Source organism: Sphingobacterium sp. UBA7855, assembly GCA_002500745.1.
Lineage (GTDB): Bacteria > Bacteroidota > Bacteroidia > Sphingobacteriales > Sphingobacteriaceae > Sphingobacterium.
Genome location: DLST01000015.1, coordinates 174,333 through 190,130, shown reverse-complemented (window position 1 = coordinate 190,130; position 15,798 = coordinate 174,333). Strand labels below are relative to the sequence as shown.

Below are 15,798 nucleotides of genomic sequence, written 5' to 3'. Positions count from 1 at the left end.
ATTCGATTATGATTTACTTATATATAGCTCTGTTAGCTGCGACTATGTTTGCCCTATTTAAGTTTTTTGCTTCAGGAAAGAAGCCAGATGATGTCTCGTTAAGTGTTTATTACCGTTTTCAGGAACATCCGGGACAGTATAGCGGGAGGCTCAGTTCGACCCATGGCGCGTTGGTGTTTCGAGCCGAGCGTTTTCACGATGACCTGCTTAATATTGTGGTAAAGGATGTCCGTTCTACCGATCAAAAGGTTGAAGTGAGGCTGCAGCAGGTGCTCGTGTTACCTTTTAAAGCAAACCAGCAAACCTCGTCCGAAGTATCTGTCCGTTTTCGTATTGCTTCTGATAAAGCGGAGCGCGTGGATTTGACCAAGTACAAGGTTCGGGTGAATGCGGTGGTAAGCTATCAAAATGGCGAAAAGAAAGCCTTTAGTACGGTTCTTCCCATGATGGGGGTGTATCATATTCATTCCGAGAAAACGGAAGATTATATAAATAAATAATTTACGTGTTTTTATTCCATATTACATACCTATTTAACCCGAAGGGACCCTGCTTGCCGGGGTTTCTTCATTTTTGGTCATGTTCCACGTGGAGACGCACTTTGCTCAATTATTCAAATTTCTTTTTAACAGCTAATTCCGCGCATATTCCTATCTTTAACGATTGAAAGCAAGGGAAGTTAAAAGGAAAATCGAAAAGCAATAATTTGAGTTGATTATATGAAAGAAATAAAGAAAATAGCTTGCATTGGAGCAGGATACGTCGGCGGACCAACGATGTCTGTGATTGCACAGAAAAATCCAAGTATTCAGGTTACAGTTGTCGATCTGAATAAGGACCGCATTGAAGCATGGAATGCTGCAGATTTGAGCGGGCTGCCGATATATGAGCCCGGGCTTGATGCGGTGGTGGCAGAAGCGCGTGGAAGGAATCTGTTTTTTTCGACCGATGTTGAAAAGGCGATCGACGAAGCCGATATGATTTTTATATCCGTCAATACGCCTACGAAAAACTATGGTAAAGGGAAAGGGCAGGCAGCAGATTTAAAATATATCGAATTGTGTGCGCGGCAGATAGCCCAAGTGGCCAAAGGAGATAAGATTGTTGTGGAAAAATCGACCCTTCCTGTCCGTACCGCTGCGGCGTTAAAGAGTATTCTGAATGATACGGGCAATGGGGTGAATTTTGATATTCTATCCAATCCGGAATTTTTGGCCGAGGGAACCGCCGTGGCAGACCTACACCAGCCTGATCGCGTATTGATCGGGGGGGAGAATGAGGAAGCTATTCAGGCGCTCGTGCAGATTTATCAATCGTGGGTGCCGCAAGAGCGGATACTCACCACAAATTTATGGTCTTCTGAATTGTCCAAATTGGTGGCCAATGCATTTTTAGCGCAACGGGTTTCTTCGATAAATGCCATATCCGAGCTGTGTGAAGTGACAGGTGCCAATGTGGATGAAGTATCGCGCGCCATTGGACACGATAGTCGTATTGGCCCTAAGTTCTTAAAAGCATCGGTGGGTTTTGGGGGATCCTGTTTTCAAAAGGATATTCTCAATCTGGTCTATATTGCGCGGAGCTATAATTTGACCGCTGTTGCCGATTACTGGGAACAGGTGATTATTTTAAATGATCATCAGAAATTGCGCTTCGCTGAAAAGATTATTCAGACGATGTACAATACGGTCAATGGAAAGAAGATTGCCTTTTTGGGCTGGGCTTTTAAAAAAGACACCAACGATACCCGCGAGTCTGCTGCAATATACGTAGCCGATCACTTGCTGGATGAGGAAGCGCAGCTTGTGGTGTATGATCCGAAAGTAACTGCAGAGCAGATTTATAAAGACCTGGATTATCTAAAAACGAGATCTTCGGAGGATAATCGTCGCTTGGTAACTGTTGTCAACGACCCGTATGAGGCGTTGCAGGATGCACATGCGGTGGCTGTATTGACGGAGTGGGACGAATTTAGAAGTTATGACTGGAAGGAGATCAAGCAACTAATGAAGAAACCGTCATTTGTGTTTGATGGACGGAAGTTATTGAACAGTGAGCAGTTAAAAAACTTAGGTTTTGACTATTATGCGATTGGTAGTTAGTAAATTGATGATTGTTTAACACTAATTTAATTTGATAAATAAAAGCAGATTGAGTACTTTTGTTACTCAATCTGAACTATACCATGCTAGACACGTTAATTACATCAAAGACGCGATTGAAATTACTGATTAAGTTTTTTGTCTCGGCTAGCAATCAATCCCATTTGCGGGGGCTGGCTGACGAATTTCAAGAATCGACCAATGCCATACGAAAAGAACTGAACCAACTGTCCGAAGCGGGCTATTTAGAAAAAAGTACAGCTAAAAATAAAATACTATACCGTGCCAACACAAAACATTCGTTATTTGCTCCCCTTCAAAAATTAATTCATACCTATTTGGGGATTGATGATATTGTAGATAATATACTGCAGAAAGCGGGCGATATACAGGAAGTTAGTTTGGTTGGCGACTATGCGGAGGGCATAGATTCGGGAAGAATAGATGTGTTAATTTTGGGGGAAAATCTAAATCAGGCATATTTATTGCTGTTAGCGGACAAGGTTGGAAAAAAATTGGGAAAGCAGGTCAATCTTTCTTTTCAGAAGACTATTGAAGAACAACGTTATATTATTTTATATACAAATCATTCTACCATATAATTACTTCAAAAGATGAGTAAAATATTAATCACCGGTGGGGCCGGTTTTATAGGTTCAAATCTCGTAGAACATTTTTTAGGTAAAAACCATCAAGTGGTGGTGTTGGACAATTTTGCGACAGGTCACCGTCACAATATTGCGCAGCACGCAGACCATCCAAATTTTACCATAATTGAAGGCGATATTCGGAATAATGAAGATTGCCAAAAAGCTGTTGAAGGGGTAGACTATGTATTGCACCAGGCCGCTTTGGGATCGGTTCCACGTTCGATTAAAGATCCTCAAACTTCCAATGAGGTCAATGTAACAGGTTTTTTAAATATGTTGGTTGCAGCACGCGATGCTGGTGTAAAGCGTTTTATCTATGCCGCTTCTTCGTCTACGTATGGTGATTCTGCAAGTCTTCCAAAAGTGGAAGATGTGATTGGAAAGCCACTATCTCCCTATGCCATTACCAAATACGTGAATGAATTGTATGCAGATATTTTTTCGAAAACCTATGGTTTGGAGACGATTGGTTTGCGCTACTTTAATGTATTTGGCCGACGTCAGGACCCAAATGGTGCCTACGCTGCAGTGATTCCATTATTTGTAAAGAAATTTATGAACCATGAGAGTCCTGTGATTAACGGTGCAGGAGATTATTCGCGCGACTTTACCTATGTCGATAATGTGATCCAGATGAATGAACGTGCAATGACAACAACCAATCCAGACGCCATTAATACGGTGTATAACACGGCTGTTGGCGATCGTACCACCTTAAATCAATTGGTTGGCTATCTAAAAGAATTTTTGACCGCGTACGACGCTGAAATTGCAAAGGTTGAAATTGTGCATGGGCCGAATAGACAGGGTGATATACCACATTCGTTGGCGTCGATTGGCAAAGCCCGTCAATTATTAGGCTACGAGCCTACTCATGTGATTCGTGAAGGATTGAAAGAGGCTGTGAAGTGGTATTGGGAGAACTTAAAATAATAATTAATCAATTTAAAATAGACAGAAAAATAAAAATGAAAAAAATAGCTGTAATTGGTTTAGGCTATGTTGGCCTTCCTTTAGCCAGATTATTTGGTACAAAATTTCCTGTAATCGGTTTCGATATCAATCAAAAGCGTATTGATGAATTGCGCTCGGGTAAAGATTCAACTTTAGAAGTGGAGGATGAAATACTTCAGGCTGCATTGGTGAGTGATAATCCTTTTTCTACGAATACGATAGGTTTGTACTGTTCCAATCAATTATCGGATATTGCAGATGCAAATTTCTATGTGGTAACTGTACCTACCCCGGTTGATAAAAATAACCGCCCGGACTTGACACCGCTATACAAAGCTTCTGAAACAGTCGGTAAAGTATTGAAGAAAGGTGATATTGTCGTATACGAATCCACCGTTTACCCCGGTGTTACAGAAGAAGAGTGTATTCCAGTTTTAGAGAAAGTTTCCGGTTTAAAATTCAATGAAGATTTCTTTGCAGGTTATTCCCCAGAGCGTATCAATCCAGGCGATAAGCAACATACCGTTGAGAAAATATTAAAAGTGACATCTGGTTCAACAGCTGTGATCGGGGCTGAAGTGGATGCTGTTTATAAAGAAGTAATTACCGCAGGTACACATTTAGCACCATGTATTAAAGTTGCTGAAGCCGCTAAGGTGATTGAGAATTCACAACGTGATATTAATATCGCTTTTGTGAATGAATTAGCCAAAATCTTTAATATTTTAAATATTGATACGCATGCCGTATTGGAAGCAGCAGGTACAAAATGGAACTTTTTGCCTTTTAAACCAGGATTGGTAGGTGGACACTGTATTGGTGTAGATCCTTATTATTTGGCGCAGAAAGCGCAGGAGCATGGTTATCACCCGGAGATTATTTTGGCAGGCCGTCGTTTGAACGATTCGATGGGCGAATATGTCGCTTCTCAGGTTGTTAAAACAATGATCAAAAAAGGAATTAATGTTAATGGTGCCGAAGTATTGATGCTAGGTGTAACATTTAAAGAGAATTGTCCTGATGTTCGCAATACTAAGATTGTGGATGTGATCCGTGCATTAGAAGATTATGGAGTAAAAGTTGCTACTTATGATCCGTGGGCCAATCCATCTGAAGTGAAACATGAGTATGATTTAGTGTGTAATACGACGCTCAATGAGGGCGAAAAATATGATTGTATAATTTTAGGGGTTGCCCATAATGAATTCTTAGATTTAAATTTGGATTCGTTGAAAAAAAGTAATGCTGTGGTATATGATGTAAAAGGCATAATTTCTGAAAAAGCGGATAATAGATTATAAATTTAGGGGATATTCTTATCCCCAATTTTTAGCTTTATGGGAATTTTAAAAATGATGAAAAGCGAAAAAAGTTCTTTAATGAAGCTTTTTCGTTTAATGGAATATTCTTATGATAGAAGAATTCCTGTTTTACCTTCTTTTTTAATGAAATTCATACGAATTATATATTCTTGTGATTTACCAGTTAATTTAAAATTGGGTAAAGATGTTGTTCTTAAGCACAATGGTCTTGGTGTAGTTATACATCCTAAGGCTGTTATTGGGTGTGGAACATTAATTTATCAAAATGTTTCAATAGCGGGTAGAAATAATAGAGGAGCTCCAATCATAGGGGAAAATGTTTTTATTGGCGCAGGAGCTTGTATTTTGGGTGGCATAAAAATTGGAAATAACGTATCAATCGGAGCAAATTCCGTTGTGTTAACTGATATTCCTGATAATAGTGTTGTTGTCGGTGTTCCAGGGAAAGTAATAAAAACTAATTTGTAGAGATAGATGTTAGGAAAAATTACAAAATCTAAAACTATTAAAAGTTTATTTTGGGTAGCATTAGAAAAGTTTGGATATAGCGGGATTTATTTTATATCTACGTTAGTTTTAGCAAGATTACTTACTCCGACTGATTTTGGAATAATAGGAGTGTTAGCTATTTTTATATCATTTTCTCAAATGATTGTTGAATCGGGCTTAGGCGGGGCATTAGTAAAAAAGGATGTTGTAACTAGAGAAGATTATAATACAATCTTTACATTCAATATTGTTTGTGCGATAGTTATATATTGTATTTTATTCGGCCTTTCTTCCAAAATAGCATCTTTTTATGGAAAACAAATCTTAAGCCCTATCACAAAGGTTATAGGCTTAAATATTATTATATCAGCATTTACTCTAACGCAGCGTGTTAATCTAATTAGGAAACTAGATTTTAGAAAACAGTCGGTAATTAGTATATCGGCACTAATTGTAGCTGTTTTTTTTTCCGTCTTGTTAGCAATCAATGGTTATGGGGTTTGGGCTTTAGTCTGGCAGCAAGTTTTTTATAATTTTTTCTATTTTTTATTTATATTTTTTATTGTAAGATATAAGCCATCGTTATCATTTAATAAAGAGTCGTTTTTATCGATGTACGCTTTTGGAGGGAAAATCTTCCTTTCCTCCCTTCTTACCGTATTATATAACGAAGGCATTTCTTCGATAATAGCCAAAGTTCATAATCTCGTGATGACCGGTTTTTATTATCAAGCGAAAAAATTAGTTGATTTTCCCGTTAATATATTTAGAGCCTTTGGTGATAATGTGGTGTTTCCCATGTTGAGTAAAGTTAACAATATAGATTTTGGCAGTAAAGCATCTCAATTGATGAAAGTTATTCTAATTATTTCTCTTCCAGGTTTCATTGTGCTATACTTTTATTCTACTGAGATTGTCTATATTGTATTAGGGCCCCAATGGTCTAATTCGGTTAAAATGTTGGACGTATTAATTCTCAGTTCGGTCGCGTTCATAATAGACGGAGTTAGCAAAAATATTTTAAAAGCTACCGGAAATGGATCTGCAATACTGAAATCAGAATTTTTTAAAAGGTTGATTGGAATTGTACTAATTCTAATATTTATCAAATATGAATTGCTTATTTTCCTATATTCCATTGTAATAGGAAATTTTTTTGGATGTTTCATTAATATGTATTATGTAAACAAAGAAACATCCTACTCTTTTAAAAATCAGCTTTTTGATATTTTACCAGTAATAATAATATCAATATTAGCAGGGGTAATTGGTTACAAGCTTTCGTATTTATTGCAATTATCGTCAACTCTACATTTGCTTTTAGGAAGCGTAATCATTGGAATTATGTATTTAGGTGCAATAGCCCTTTTTTATAGAAAAATTGTATCTTTTAAAAGTCTTTCAAACAACATAAAATGAGTGTTTCATCTATATCTCTAACTACTAAGCTTTATGGAATTGCGATAATTATATTTTTGCTGTCAATAATTTTAATGACAAATGCTGTTGATGGCTTTTATCATTACACATATATATTATCCTTTTCTTTTTCGATATATTTAGCATTCCTGGCAAAAAAAATATTGACCTTATCTCGATATCTTGTATTTTGGATAATACTTTTACAGCAGTTTTTAAGATATGTTTTGATTCCAATTCTAGTTGTTGCAGGAAATGAAATTCCATTTGGAGGGACTTCGTACAACGTTAATATAGCTATTTTTATGCAAGTAATTGAATTGCTTGTAATAACTATCGCTTTATATTCAGTGAATAAATTTCCACCGGTACAGAAGAAGAGCTATTTCGTGAATTTAAATATACCTTTAATAGCGGTATTAATATTTTCGATAATTTTAATGGTAATCAAGAGGGAATATTTTGAAAGATTGAATTTTATCTTCAGTTTTAATACGTATTTAGAAGCTAAATTAAATAATGAGATCGAAAAAGCAGATGCCATTATGGGTATTATGTTTCCGACAATTAGGATATTCATAATATTATTTTTATTTAGCGTAATTAACAAAATTTTTAAACGAGATCGAAACAAATTCATAATGTGCTTAATCATTATATTTTTCAATAGCACATTAATTCTCGGTACCAGTAGATTTAGTATAATCTATTCCACATTACCACTTATTTATTTGTTGATATTGTATTTTCCTAAGTACAAAAGGAAGTTGCTAGTAACGACGGTTATAATGTCTATATTTGTTATAGGCATATCTTCAATAAATAAATATACCCGAAAAGATAGAGAGGCTTCCGCTAGCGATTTTCTATCATTCTTTCAAATGAACGCTTATTTTAGTGGAGTTGCGAATTATGCTATTGGGATTGATGCTTATGACTCAAAAAATGTAACTCTTACTGATCATTTTTATTACTTTATCTCTGATGTTAATCAAAATCTACCTGGTTTAGCATCATTGTCGGATAATGCTTTTAAAACCAATATAATTTTCAATGATACCCTATATGGTAAGAGTCAAAGTTATGACCAAATTGTTCCAATATCTATTGCAGGGTTATTTCATTTCAGTTTTTGGTTTTTTTATATATATTGTTTTATTCTAACAAAGTTGGCGTTTTTTTTTGAGCGAAAATCAAACAATGAGGTGTCTTCTATAGTAAAAGCAATTTATGTTGTATTGGCGTTTAATTGCTCAACCCTAATGATGATTAATATTGGATCTGTAGCAGCTACGATGTTCATAAACATTTTATTTTTCCTTCCATTCTTCAAAACTATTTCAAAATTAAAAATGTGATGAGGTATATTTTAATTTTATTTTTTACTGTATGGTCATTTATTTTAAAATCTCAGGTCCGATTAGATGATTTTGAAACCATTAAAAAGAATGAATTTAGCCAAGCTATTGATTTATCGTCCTACTTGCCTAAAGGTTATTCTATAAGTGGAGATAAAGACTATACAAAATATTTACAAAAAGGATTAGATGAAAATTTAATTGTTTGCATGCCAAATTTTCCTATCCTAGTGAATTCAAATGGTATAAAACTTAGGTCTAATCAAAAAGTGCTATTTCAGCCCAATAGTAAGTTAGTCTTAATTGGTAATAACTTAGAAAGATATTCCATCTTAGAAATTTATAATGTAAGTAATGTGAAAGTATATTTTCCAAAAATTCAAGGTGATAAACATTATCACCTCTCTTCATCTGGACAATGGGGAATGGGACTTTCAATTATTAAAAGTTCCAATATATTTATACAACAGCCTAATATAGAATCTTGTTGGGGGGATGGGATTTACTTGGGAAATAAGGATGGTAAAAATGTTGAAAATGTTACCATTTTGGGAGGAGTTATCTCTGACTCCAGAAGGAATGGTATTTCAATCACCTCAGCTAATAATGTTTTAATTAAAGATGTTTATATAAAAAATACTGGTGGACAAAGTCCCGAAGCTGGAATAGACATAGAGCCAAATAGTTCTAATTATCTATTAAAGAATATAAATCTAGTAAATATAAATACAGAAAATAATAAAGGATATGGTGTGGTTATCTCAACGGGATTATATTCTGGAAGTAGAAATAGATTCTCTATTAATATCGACGGTCTGAAAGACATACGTTCCGATATTGGTTTAGCTTTTATTTTGACGAAAGGTAATTTTAGTAGATACCGGGAAAATATTTCGGGAACAATAACAATTAACAATTTTTATTCCGCGAATAATAGAAAGGCTAAATTTAGAAATTTCTCTGGACAAAGCCATTCAGTAGATTTAAGAGGAGATTTCTATAAAACACTTCAATCTGTGGATTTTCCTAAGGAAATGTTGATGAATAATATAAAGATTAATAAAAGCTTTATTGTAAAATGAAAATATTATTTTTAGAGGCAGTTCAAAATTTTGGAGGAGCGAGGAAAAGTACTTTAGAACTTGCTAATAGGTTGAAAAATGACGGCGAAGATGTTCTAGTAGTTGATTTATGGGGGTCTTGTAAGCCTTTTATCGGGGAACTGAATAATTTAAGACTGGACTATAGGATTGTAAATAAGCGAAATAGTCCTATAATACTTTCAAGTGGAAATCCGTTTGAAAAATTTACAAACTATCTAAAGTATTTCTTTATATCGAGGAATGAAAAAAAAGTGATCGCTAACTATATTAGAGAATTTCAAGCTGATTTAATTGTGGTCAATAATTCTAAAACCTTATCGCTTTTAAATAAATCGAAACATTATAAGATTCTTTTCTTTGCGAGAGGATGGTTCCTTCCTCAATCTGTATCTTATTTTCGGAAAATTCTATACCGAAAAAAAGTCGATTTGTTCGCCGCAGTTTCACAAGCTACGCGTCACGCTATATTTGCAGGAGGCTTTGCTAAATTAAAAGACATATTTGTATGCCATAATGCTATAAACTTAAATGTGATCGATGAAATTCGATTAAAACATATGAATATGTATGGTGAAAAAACTCATTCTTATATCGATAGCGGTGAGCTTGTACTATTGCATTGTGGAGGATTTTTGGAATCTAAAGGGCAATTATTAATGTTACAGATAGCAAAAACGTTAAAGTCTAGAAAAATTCATTTTAAGCTAAAAATGGTTGGAATAGTTTATAAGGGAGAAGAGTCTCAGAAATTCTATTTATCTGTATTAGATTTCATTCAAAATAACGATTTAGAAAATGAGGTGGAAATTATTCTCAATCAAAATGATGTATTGAAATATTTTAATGAAATGGATATTCTATTACATCCTTCAGATACTGAAGGCTTACCGCGTGTTGTGATGGAAGCTATGGCATTTGGAAAACCTGTTATTGGAAACCCAGTTGGTGGAATGTTGGACTACGTTCTAAATGATTTTACAGGCTATTTAGTTAACCATAATAACATTGATGAGTATGTAAATGCTGTTTTAGATTTATACTATAATAAAGATAAGTATAGTTTTATATCCAAAAATTGCTATGAATTGGTAAAATATGGATTTACAGAAGAGAGCCAATTAAATGATTTTAGAAATATTTTGAAAGTTGTAAAGCATGCATAAGTTTATTACAGTCTATACTCCTACATATAATAGGGGATATTGCCTTGGGCGGCTTTATGAAAGCCTGATTAATCAAACTAATAAATCTTTTATATGGTTAATTGTAGACGACGGCTCAACGGATGAAACGCGAAAATTGGTACAAAAGTGGATTTTAGAAGGGCTATTAGACATTGAGTATCATTATCATGAAAATAAAGGTAAAATGGAGTCTCTAAATTTCGCCCATTCTATAATTAATACAGAGCTGTGTACATGTGTAGATTCCGATGATTATCTAACTAATGATGCAATTGATTTTATTAAAAATGCTTGGGATAATATTTATGATAAAAATGAAATTGCGGGAATTGTCGGACTGGATTCGTATAGCAATGGCGAAATTATTGGAACGAGTTTTCCTAAAGATTTAAATAAATCGAGATTTTCTGATTTTGAATACAAATATCATATAAAAGGGGATAAAAAATTTGTCTATAGAACTGCCGTTATCAAAGAATTTCCCCCTTATCCAAATATAAACGGTGAAAAATTTCCTGCTCCCAGTTACCTATATCGGCTAATTGATCAGAAATATTACTTAATGTTATATAATAAAGTTTTATGTATTGCAGAATATTTGCCTGACGGGTTATCACAAAATAAATTTTTGCAATATAAGAAATCAGCACATTCTTTTCTTTTTTATCGAAAAGAGGTTATCAGATTGTCAAAATTTTTTATTGAAAGGTTTAAAAATTGTATGCATTATGTTAGTTTATGTATTTTTTTAAAAAGGAATCCGTATTGCAAGGATTTGAATCCATTTTTGATAACAATTAGTCTTCCATTTGGTATAATACTTTTTTTATACCTTATGAGAACAAAAAGGAAGGGTTTAGTAGGTAATAAATAATGCACTTTTTGATGTCTAGTAGAATTAAGATTATTTTGACATGTACACATTCTCTAGGGGCTAAGTTTTTAGAGGGACAACTTATCTATTTGAGAAATAAAGGTTTTGAAGTGCATGTTTTATCTGCACCTGGGAAGGAAATTGAAAATTTATGCTTGCGTGAAGAGGCAAATCTAATTTCTTTCCCATTTCAGCGTGAAATTAGTATTATAAATGACCTCAAAGCAGTTTTTCGACTGATAAAAATTATTAGGAAAATAAATCCAGATGTAATCAATGCTGGTACTCCTAAGGCAGGATTCTTAGTTTGTTTATCTGCTCGAATAATAGGATTCTCCCCTTTAATATTTACATTAAGGGGATTGAGGTCTGAGACATTATCTGGTTTTAAGAGGAAATTAGTCAGAGCTATGGAAACTTTTACGTGTACTTTGGCAGACATAGTAATACCTATAAGCCCTTCTTTGAAAGATCATGCTATCACAAATAAAATCTTGAAACGAGAAAAAGCTGTTGTGCTCGAAAGAGGAAGTAGTAATGGGGTTAATGTAAATAAATTCAAAAGAGTCTTCTCAGCTTTTGAAAGAGAAAATCTAAGGAGAAAATTTAAGATTGGTAAGAATGATGTTGTTTTCTCTTATGTAGGAAGAATTAATAATGACAAAGGAATTCCTGAACTCTTTACCATGTTTAAGGATGTTAATAAAAAATTTCAAAATGTAAAGTTACTGTTGGTTGGTGAATTTGAACTTGAAGATTCTATACCACTTGAATTGAAGCAAGAGTTAGAATATCATGATAGTGTGATAATCATACCATATCAACAAAATATCAAAGATGTTTATGAGATTATAGATGTGCTTGTTTTGTATTCTAAGCGCGAAGGTTTTGGTAATATATTAATAGAAGCTGCGAGCATGGAGATTCCTGTTATAGCCTCAAATATTCCTGGATGTATGGATGCGGTTAAAAACAATTATAATGGTTTTTTAGTGAACAATGATTTGGAATTAAAAGAAAAGTTGTTGTGCTATTCAAATGATGAAGATTTGAGATTGAATCATGGTAATAATGGTAGAATCTGGGCCGAACAGAATTTTAGATGCGAAAAAATTTGGGATTCACAAATTGAGTTGTATAAAAAGTTGATTAACAAAAAATAAAGGATATGATTGCAGTTTTTGGCGGTTCCGGTTTTATTGGCAAACATCTTTTAGATAGTTTAAGAAATTGCTCTGAACATTCTCTTCGTGACATAGATTGGAGGGAGAAATTACAATTGAGCAATCCTGAGATAATAATTAATCTCGTTGGTAAGGCGCATGATCATAGCGGTAACGCTTGTGAGAATGATTTTTATTTTGCGAATTTCGAACTTGTAAAATATTTATTCGATGGGTTTAAAAATTCTAAGGCTGGCTTATTTATTCACATTAGTTCTTTGGCAGCAGTGGAAGAGTTTCAATCAGATTCACCATTGCGTGAAGATAGTGTTTGCAATCCTATCTCTTGGTATGGAAAAAGTAAAAGAGCTGCTGAGGAATGGTTAATGGAGCAGAAACTTCCTTTTGATAAAAAATTAATTATTCTTAGGCCTCCAATGGTTCATGGCGTTGGAGATAAGGGTAATTTAGGACTATTGTATAAATTTATTGCTAAAGGAATACCTTATCCGCTTTCAGCTTTTGATAATAAGCGATCTTTTATTTCGACCGGAAATTTGTCCTTCTTTATTAAACAGATAATAGAAAATCAGCATCTAATTTCGACAGGAATATATAATGTTGCAGACGATGAATATGTTTCAACTAAACAGTTAATCTATTTAATGAAAAAGGTGACAGGCAAGAGAACTTTAACGATTGCGCTTCCGAAGGTATTGATTAGATCATTAGGAAAAGTGGGAGATATATTGGGTAGTCCATTTAATACAAAACGTATTAAAAAACTTACGTCTAACTTGTTAGTATCAAATGAAAAACTTAAAAGTGTTCTAAATATTGAAAAGCTACCCTTTACTGCAGAAGAAGGACTGGAAATCACTATTGAATCATTTTCGAAATCTTATAATAAATGACTTATTTATATGTTTTAATTAGCCTTTTAGTTCTAGAATTGGTTTACTTTAGGCTCGCGTCACGTTTCAATATCATCGACAAACCTAATGAAAGGTCATCTCATACAAAGATAACTCTTAGGGGGGGCGGGATTATATTCTATTTTGGTACCCTTATTTATTTTTTTAATTCAGGTTTTCAATATTATTGGTTTTTCATCGGATTAACCATTATGACATTAGTATCTTTCTTAGATGATATTTATACATTATCTAATAGAATTAGATTGCTAGTTCATTTTTGTGGTGTATTATTGATGGCCTATCAACTACAATTGTTTGTTATGCCATGGTTTTATCTTTTTATAACATTTATAGTGGTTGTAGGAGTAATAAACGCTTATAATTTTATGGATGGTATAAATGGTATTACCGGTCTTTATAGTCTTTCTATCACTTTTTTATTATTCCTCGTTAATAGACAAGAAAATTTTATAGATCCAAATTTTTTAATATTTACTTCATTAGGTTTAATTGTATTTCTTTTCTTTAATTTTAGGAAGCAAGCTCGATGTTTTGCGGGGGATGTCGGTTCTGTCGCGATAGCATATATTTTGATATTTGGTATAGCTTTATTAATTATAAAAACTCAAAAAATAATATATATATTATTTTTAATTGTATATGGTGTAGATACGTTTTGGACAATAATTAGTAGATTATATAAAAAAGAAAATATTTTTGAAGCTCACCGTTCACATTTATATCAATATTTGGGAAATGAAGCAAATTTAAACAAATTGGCTATCTCGTTTTTCTATGCATTTATTCAACTTATTATAGGCTATTATTGTATAATATTTTCTAACAAAGATGTTAGGAGCCAATATGTATTTAGTATCGTCTTGATTATCGTAATTAGTGTTATTTATCTGATTTCGAGAGCACTAGTGGTGAGAAAATTTAAAATTAAATAGTTTAATATATGAATGAGATTGTTTCAATTAAAGGTGGACGTTCGAAAGATTCCAGAGGTGAGATTAGATATGTCAATGATTTCGATATGACTAGTGTGAAACGTTTTTATATCATTAAAAATTCGGATACTATTTCAGTGAGAGGGTGGCGAGGACATCGAATAGAACAAAGATGGTTTTATGTTATTTCAGGGAGTTTTTCTTTTAAAATTGTTAAAATTGATAATTGGGAAAGTCCATCAAAAAGCCTACCCATACTAACCGAAGAGTTAAAGGTTGATGATATGAAAATATTAAATGTTCCTCCAGGACATTGTGTGGCTATTAGAGCTTTGGAACCAGAAAGTGAATTATTAGTTTATGCAGATTATCCGTTAAGTCATGCTTCTCAGGATGATTATGTGTGGGAAATAGATTACTTCTGTTAATCGTTTTTTATGTATTCAATTTGAATTAAGTTTTAAGTTGCCTTATTATAAATAAAAAATATACTTTTGTTATCATAATCAAAAATTTAATATTGCATGTATCTAATTTTAAAACATAAATTACTAATGAGTCTATTTATTGGATTTATAGTATTGTTTAGTTCTTGCGGATCTAGGAAGAATATGGTCTATTTTCAGCAAGACTCAACACAATTCAACACGTTATATGATCAATATATTCCGAAGATACAAACAAATGATATCTTAACTATTGTTGTAACTGCTGCCGATCCTAAAGTTACAGCTCCATTTAATCCATTAAGTACAATGTCAACAACTAATCTAACTCAGCAAGTTGATATGGCATTGCGACCAACTTATACAGTTGATAATAATGGTGACATTACATTGCCAATGTTAGGGAAAGTTCATTTAGCTGGTTTGACAAAAATTGAGGCTATAGAGAAAATTAGGAGCGAATTATCGCAGTATATAAAAGATCCCGGGGTAAATATAAATTTTAATAACTTTAGAATTTCCGTATTGGGAGAGGTAGCGCATCCTGGATCATTTATAGTTCCTACAGAGAGAGTGACAGTATTAGAAGCGCTTGGAATGGCTGGAGATTTGACAATAAGAGGGGTTAGGCAGAACGTTATGGTTATTCGTGAGGCAGATGGTCAAAAATCAATTCATAGGTTAGATTTAACACAAAAAAGTGTATTAAATTCTCCTGTATATTACTTGGCTCAAAATGATGTTATATACGTTGAACCGAATAGAGCACAAATCAATAACTCTAAACTCGGAGCTAATTCCAATATAATTATATCTATAGCTAGTTTATTAATTACAGTTATTTCAGTGCTGACTCGTTAATCT

At 33.5% G+C, this 15,798-nt stretch carries 16 protein-coding genes; all 16 read left to right on the top strand.

Annotated elements, in window-relative coordinates; all coding sequences use genetic code 11:
• Positions 1 to 8 precede the first annotated feature (8 nt).
• The 16 genes from B2107_RS13310 to B2107_RS13235 all read left to right on the top strand — a co-directional run bounded on the left by B2107_RS13310 (position 9) and on the right by B2107_RS13235 (position 15,795).
• Positions 9 to 500 (top strand): hypothetical protein, encoded by a 492-nt coding sequence (locus tag B2107_RS13310; RefSeq protein WP_293956149.1) that lies wholly within the window; start codon positions 9 to 11, stop codon positions 498 to 500.
• A 219-nt stretch (positions 501 to 719) separates the two neighbouring features.
• Positions 720 to 2,102 carry a nucleotide sugar dehydrogenase gene (locus B2107_RS13305; RefSeq protein WP_293956148.1) on the top strand — a complete coding sequence of 461 codons (1,383 nt, stop codon included), beginning with the start codon at positions 720 to 722 and terminating at the stop codon, positions 2,100 to 2,102.
• 83 nt (positions 2,103 to 2,185) lie between these two features.
• Complete coding sequence (locus B2107_RS13300; protein ID WP_293956147.1) at positions 2,186 to 2,704, top strand: ArsR family transcriptional regulator; 519 nt, start codon at positions 2,186 to 2,188, stop codon at positions 2,702 to 2,704.
• A 12-nt stretch (positions 2,705 to 2,716) separates the two neighbouring features.
• Positions 2,717 to 3,685 (top strand): SDR family oxidoreductase, encoded by a 969-nt coding sequence (locus tag B2107_RS13295; RefSeq protein WP_293956146.1) that lies wholly within the window; start codon positions 2,717 to 2,719, stop codon positions 3,683 to 3,685.
• 35 nt (positions 3,686 to 3,720) lie between these two features.
• On the top strand, positions 3,721 to 5,007 hold the full coding sequence (locus B2107_RS13290) for a nucleotide sugar dehydrogenase (protein WP_293956229.1): 1,287 nt from the start codon (positions 3,721 to 3,723) through the stop codon (positions 5,005 to 5,007).
• Between the two features lie 36 nt (positions 5,008 to 5,043).
• Positions 5,044 to 5,496, top strand: coding sequence for a serine O-acetyltransferase (locus tag B2107_RS13285; protein ID WP_293956145.1), 453 nt, complete (start codon positions 5,044 to 5,046; stop codon positions 5,494 to 5,496).
• Positions 5,497 to 5,502: 6 nt separating this feature from the next.
• A complete protein-coding gene (locus B2107_RS13280; protein WP_293956144.1) occupies positions 5,503 to 6,936 on the top strand; it encodes a lipopolysaccharide biosynthesis protein in 1,434 nt (477 codons plus the stop codon).
• On the top strand, positions 6,933 to 8,294 hold the full coding sequence (locus tag B2107_RS13275) for a hypothetical protein (protein WP_293956143.1): 1,362 nt from the start codon (positions 6,933 to 6,935) through the stop codon (positions 8,292 to 8,294). The genes B2107_RS13280 and B2107_RS13275 overlap by 4 nt, the downstream gene beginning before the upstream one ends.
• Positions 8,294 to 9,376 carry a right-handed parallel beta-helix repeat-containing protein gene (locus tag B2107_RS13270; RefSeq protein WP_293956142.1) on the top strand — a complete coding sequence of 361 codons (1,083 nt, stop codon included), beginning with the start codon at positions 8,294 to 8,296 and terminating at the stop codon, positions 9,374 to 9,376. The genes B2107_RS13275 and B2107_RS13270 overlap by 1 nt, the downstream gene beginning before the upstream one ends.
• Positions 9,373 to 10,560 (top strand): glycosyltransferase family 4 protein, encoded by a 1,188-nt coding sequence (locus B2107_RS13265; RefSeq protein WP_293956141.1) that lies wholly within the window; start codon positions 9,373 to 9,375, stop codon positions 10,558 to 10,560. The genes B2107_RS13270 and B2107_RS13265 overlap by 4 nt, the downstream gene beginning before the upstream one ends.
• Positions 10,553 to 11,455 (top strand): glycosyltransferase family 2 protein, encoded by a 903-nt coding sequence (locus tag B2107_RS13260; RefSeq protein WP_293956140.1) that lies wholly within the window; start codon positions 10,553 to 10,555, stop codon positions 11,453 to 11,455. The genes B2107_RS13265 and B2107_RS13260 overlap by 8 nt, the downstream gene beginning before the upstream one ends.
• 11 nt (positions 11,456 to 11,466) lie before the next feature.
• Positions 11,467 to 12,618 (top strand): glycosyltransferase family 4 protein, encoded by a 1,152-nt coding sequence (locus B2107_RS13255; RefSeq protein ID WP_293956139.1) that lies wholly within the window; start codon positions 11,467 to 11,469, stop codon positions 12,616 to 12,618.
• Between the two features lie 5 nt (positions 12,619 to 12,623).
• Positions 12,624 to 13,532 (top strand): NAD-dependent epimerase/dehydratase family protein, encoded by a 909-nt coding sequence (locus tag B2107_RS13250; RefSeq protein ID WP_293956138.1) that lies wholly within the window; start codon positions 12,624 to 12,626, stop codon positions 13,530 to 13,532.
• Positions 13,529 to 14,488, top strand: coding sequence for an MraY family glycosyltransferase (locus tag B2107_RS13245; protein WP_293956137.1), 960 nt, complete (start codon positions 13,529 to 13,531; stop codon positions 14,486 to 14,488). Before B2107_RS13250 ends, B2107_RS13245 begins: the two co-directional genes overlap by 4 nt.
• A gap of 8 nt (positions 14,489 to 14,496) precedes the next feature.
• On the top strand, positions 14,497 to 14,916 hold the full coding sequence (locus B2107_RS13240) for a WxcM-like domain-containing protein (protein WP_293956136.1): 420 nt from the start codon (positions 14,497 to 14,499) through the stop codon (positions 14,914 to 14,916).
• Between the two features lie 126 nt (positions 14,917 to 15,042).
• A complete protein-coding gene (locus B2107_RS13235) occupies positions 15,043 to 15,795 on the top strand; it encodes a polysaccharide biosynthesis/export family protein (RefSeq protein ID WP_293956135.1) in 753 nt (250 codons plus the stop codon).
• Positions 15,796 to 15,798: the final 3 nt, after the last annotated feature.

Bases quoted from the DNA above. Each gene is read 5' to 3' on its own strand.
- B2107_RS13310 (WP_293956149.1), top strand. From the start codon at position 9: ATGATTTACTTATATATAGCTCTGTTAGCTGCGACTATGTTTGCCCTA.
- B2107_RS13305 (WP_293956148.1), top strand. From the start codon at position 720: ATGAAAGAAATAAAGAAAATAGCTTGCATTGGAGCAGGATACGTCGGC.
- B2107_RS13300 (WP_293956147.1), top strand. From the start codon at position 2,186: ATGCTAGACACGTTAATTACATCAAAGACGCGATTGAAATTACTGATT.
- B2107_RS13295 (WP_293956146.1), top strand. From the start codon at position 2,717: ATGAGTAAAATATTAATCACCGGTGGGGCCGGTTTTATAGGTTCAAAT.
- B2107_RS13290 (WP_293956229.1), top strand. From the start codon at position 3,721: ATGAAAAAAATAGCTGTAATTGGTTTAGGCTATGTTGGCCTTCCTTTA.
- B2107_RS13285 (WP_293956145.1), top strand. From the start codon at position 5,044: ATGGGAATTTTAAAAATGATGAAAAGCGAAAAAAGTTCTTTAATGAAG.
- B2107_RS13280 (WP_293956144.1), top strand. From the start codon at position 5,503: ATGTTAGGAAAAATTACAAAATCTAAAACTATTAAAAGTTTATTTTGG.
- B2107_RS13275 (WP_293956143.1), top strand. From the start codon at position 6,933: ATGAGTGTTTCATCTATATCTCTAACTACTAAGCTTTATGGAATTGCG.
- B2107_RS13270 (WP_293956142.1), top strand. From the start codon at position 8,294: ATGAGGTATATTTTAATTTTATTTTTTACTGTATGGTCATTTATTTTA.
- B2107_RS13265 (WP_293956141.1), top strand. From the start codon at position 9,373: ATGAAAATATTATTTTTAGAGGCAGTTCAAAATTTTGGAGGAGCGAGG.
- B2107_RS13260 (WP_293956140.1), top strand. From the start codon at position 10,553: ATGCATAAGTTTATTACAGTCTATACTCCTACATATAATAGGGGATAT.
- B2107_RS13255 (WP_293956139.1), top strand. From the start codon at position 11,467: ATGTCTAGTAGAATTAAGATTATTTTGACATGTACACATTCTCTAGGG.
- B2107_RS13250 (WP_293956138.1), top strand. From the start codon at position 12,624: ATGATTGCAGTTTTTGGCGGTTCCGGTTTTATTGGCAAACATCTTTTA.
- B2107_RS13245 (WP_293956137.1), top strand. From the start codon at position 13,529: ATGACTTATTTATATGTTTTAATTAGCCTTTTAGTTCTAGAATTGGTT.
- B2107_RS13240 (WP_293956136.1), top strand. From the start codon at position 14,497: ATGAATGAGATTGTTTCAATTAAAGGTGGACGTTCGAAAGATTCCAGA.
- B2107_RS13235 (WP_293956135.1), top strand. From the start codon at position 15,043: ATGAGTCTATTTATTGGATTTATAGTATTGTTTAGTTCTTGCGGATCT.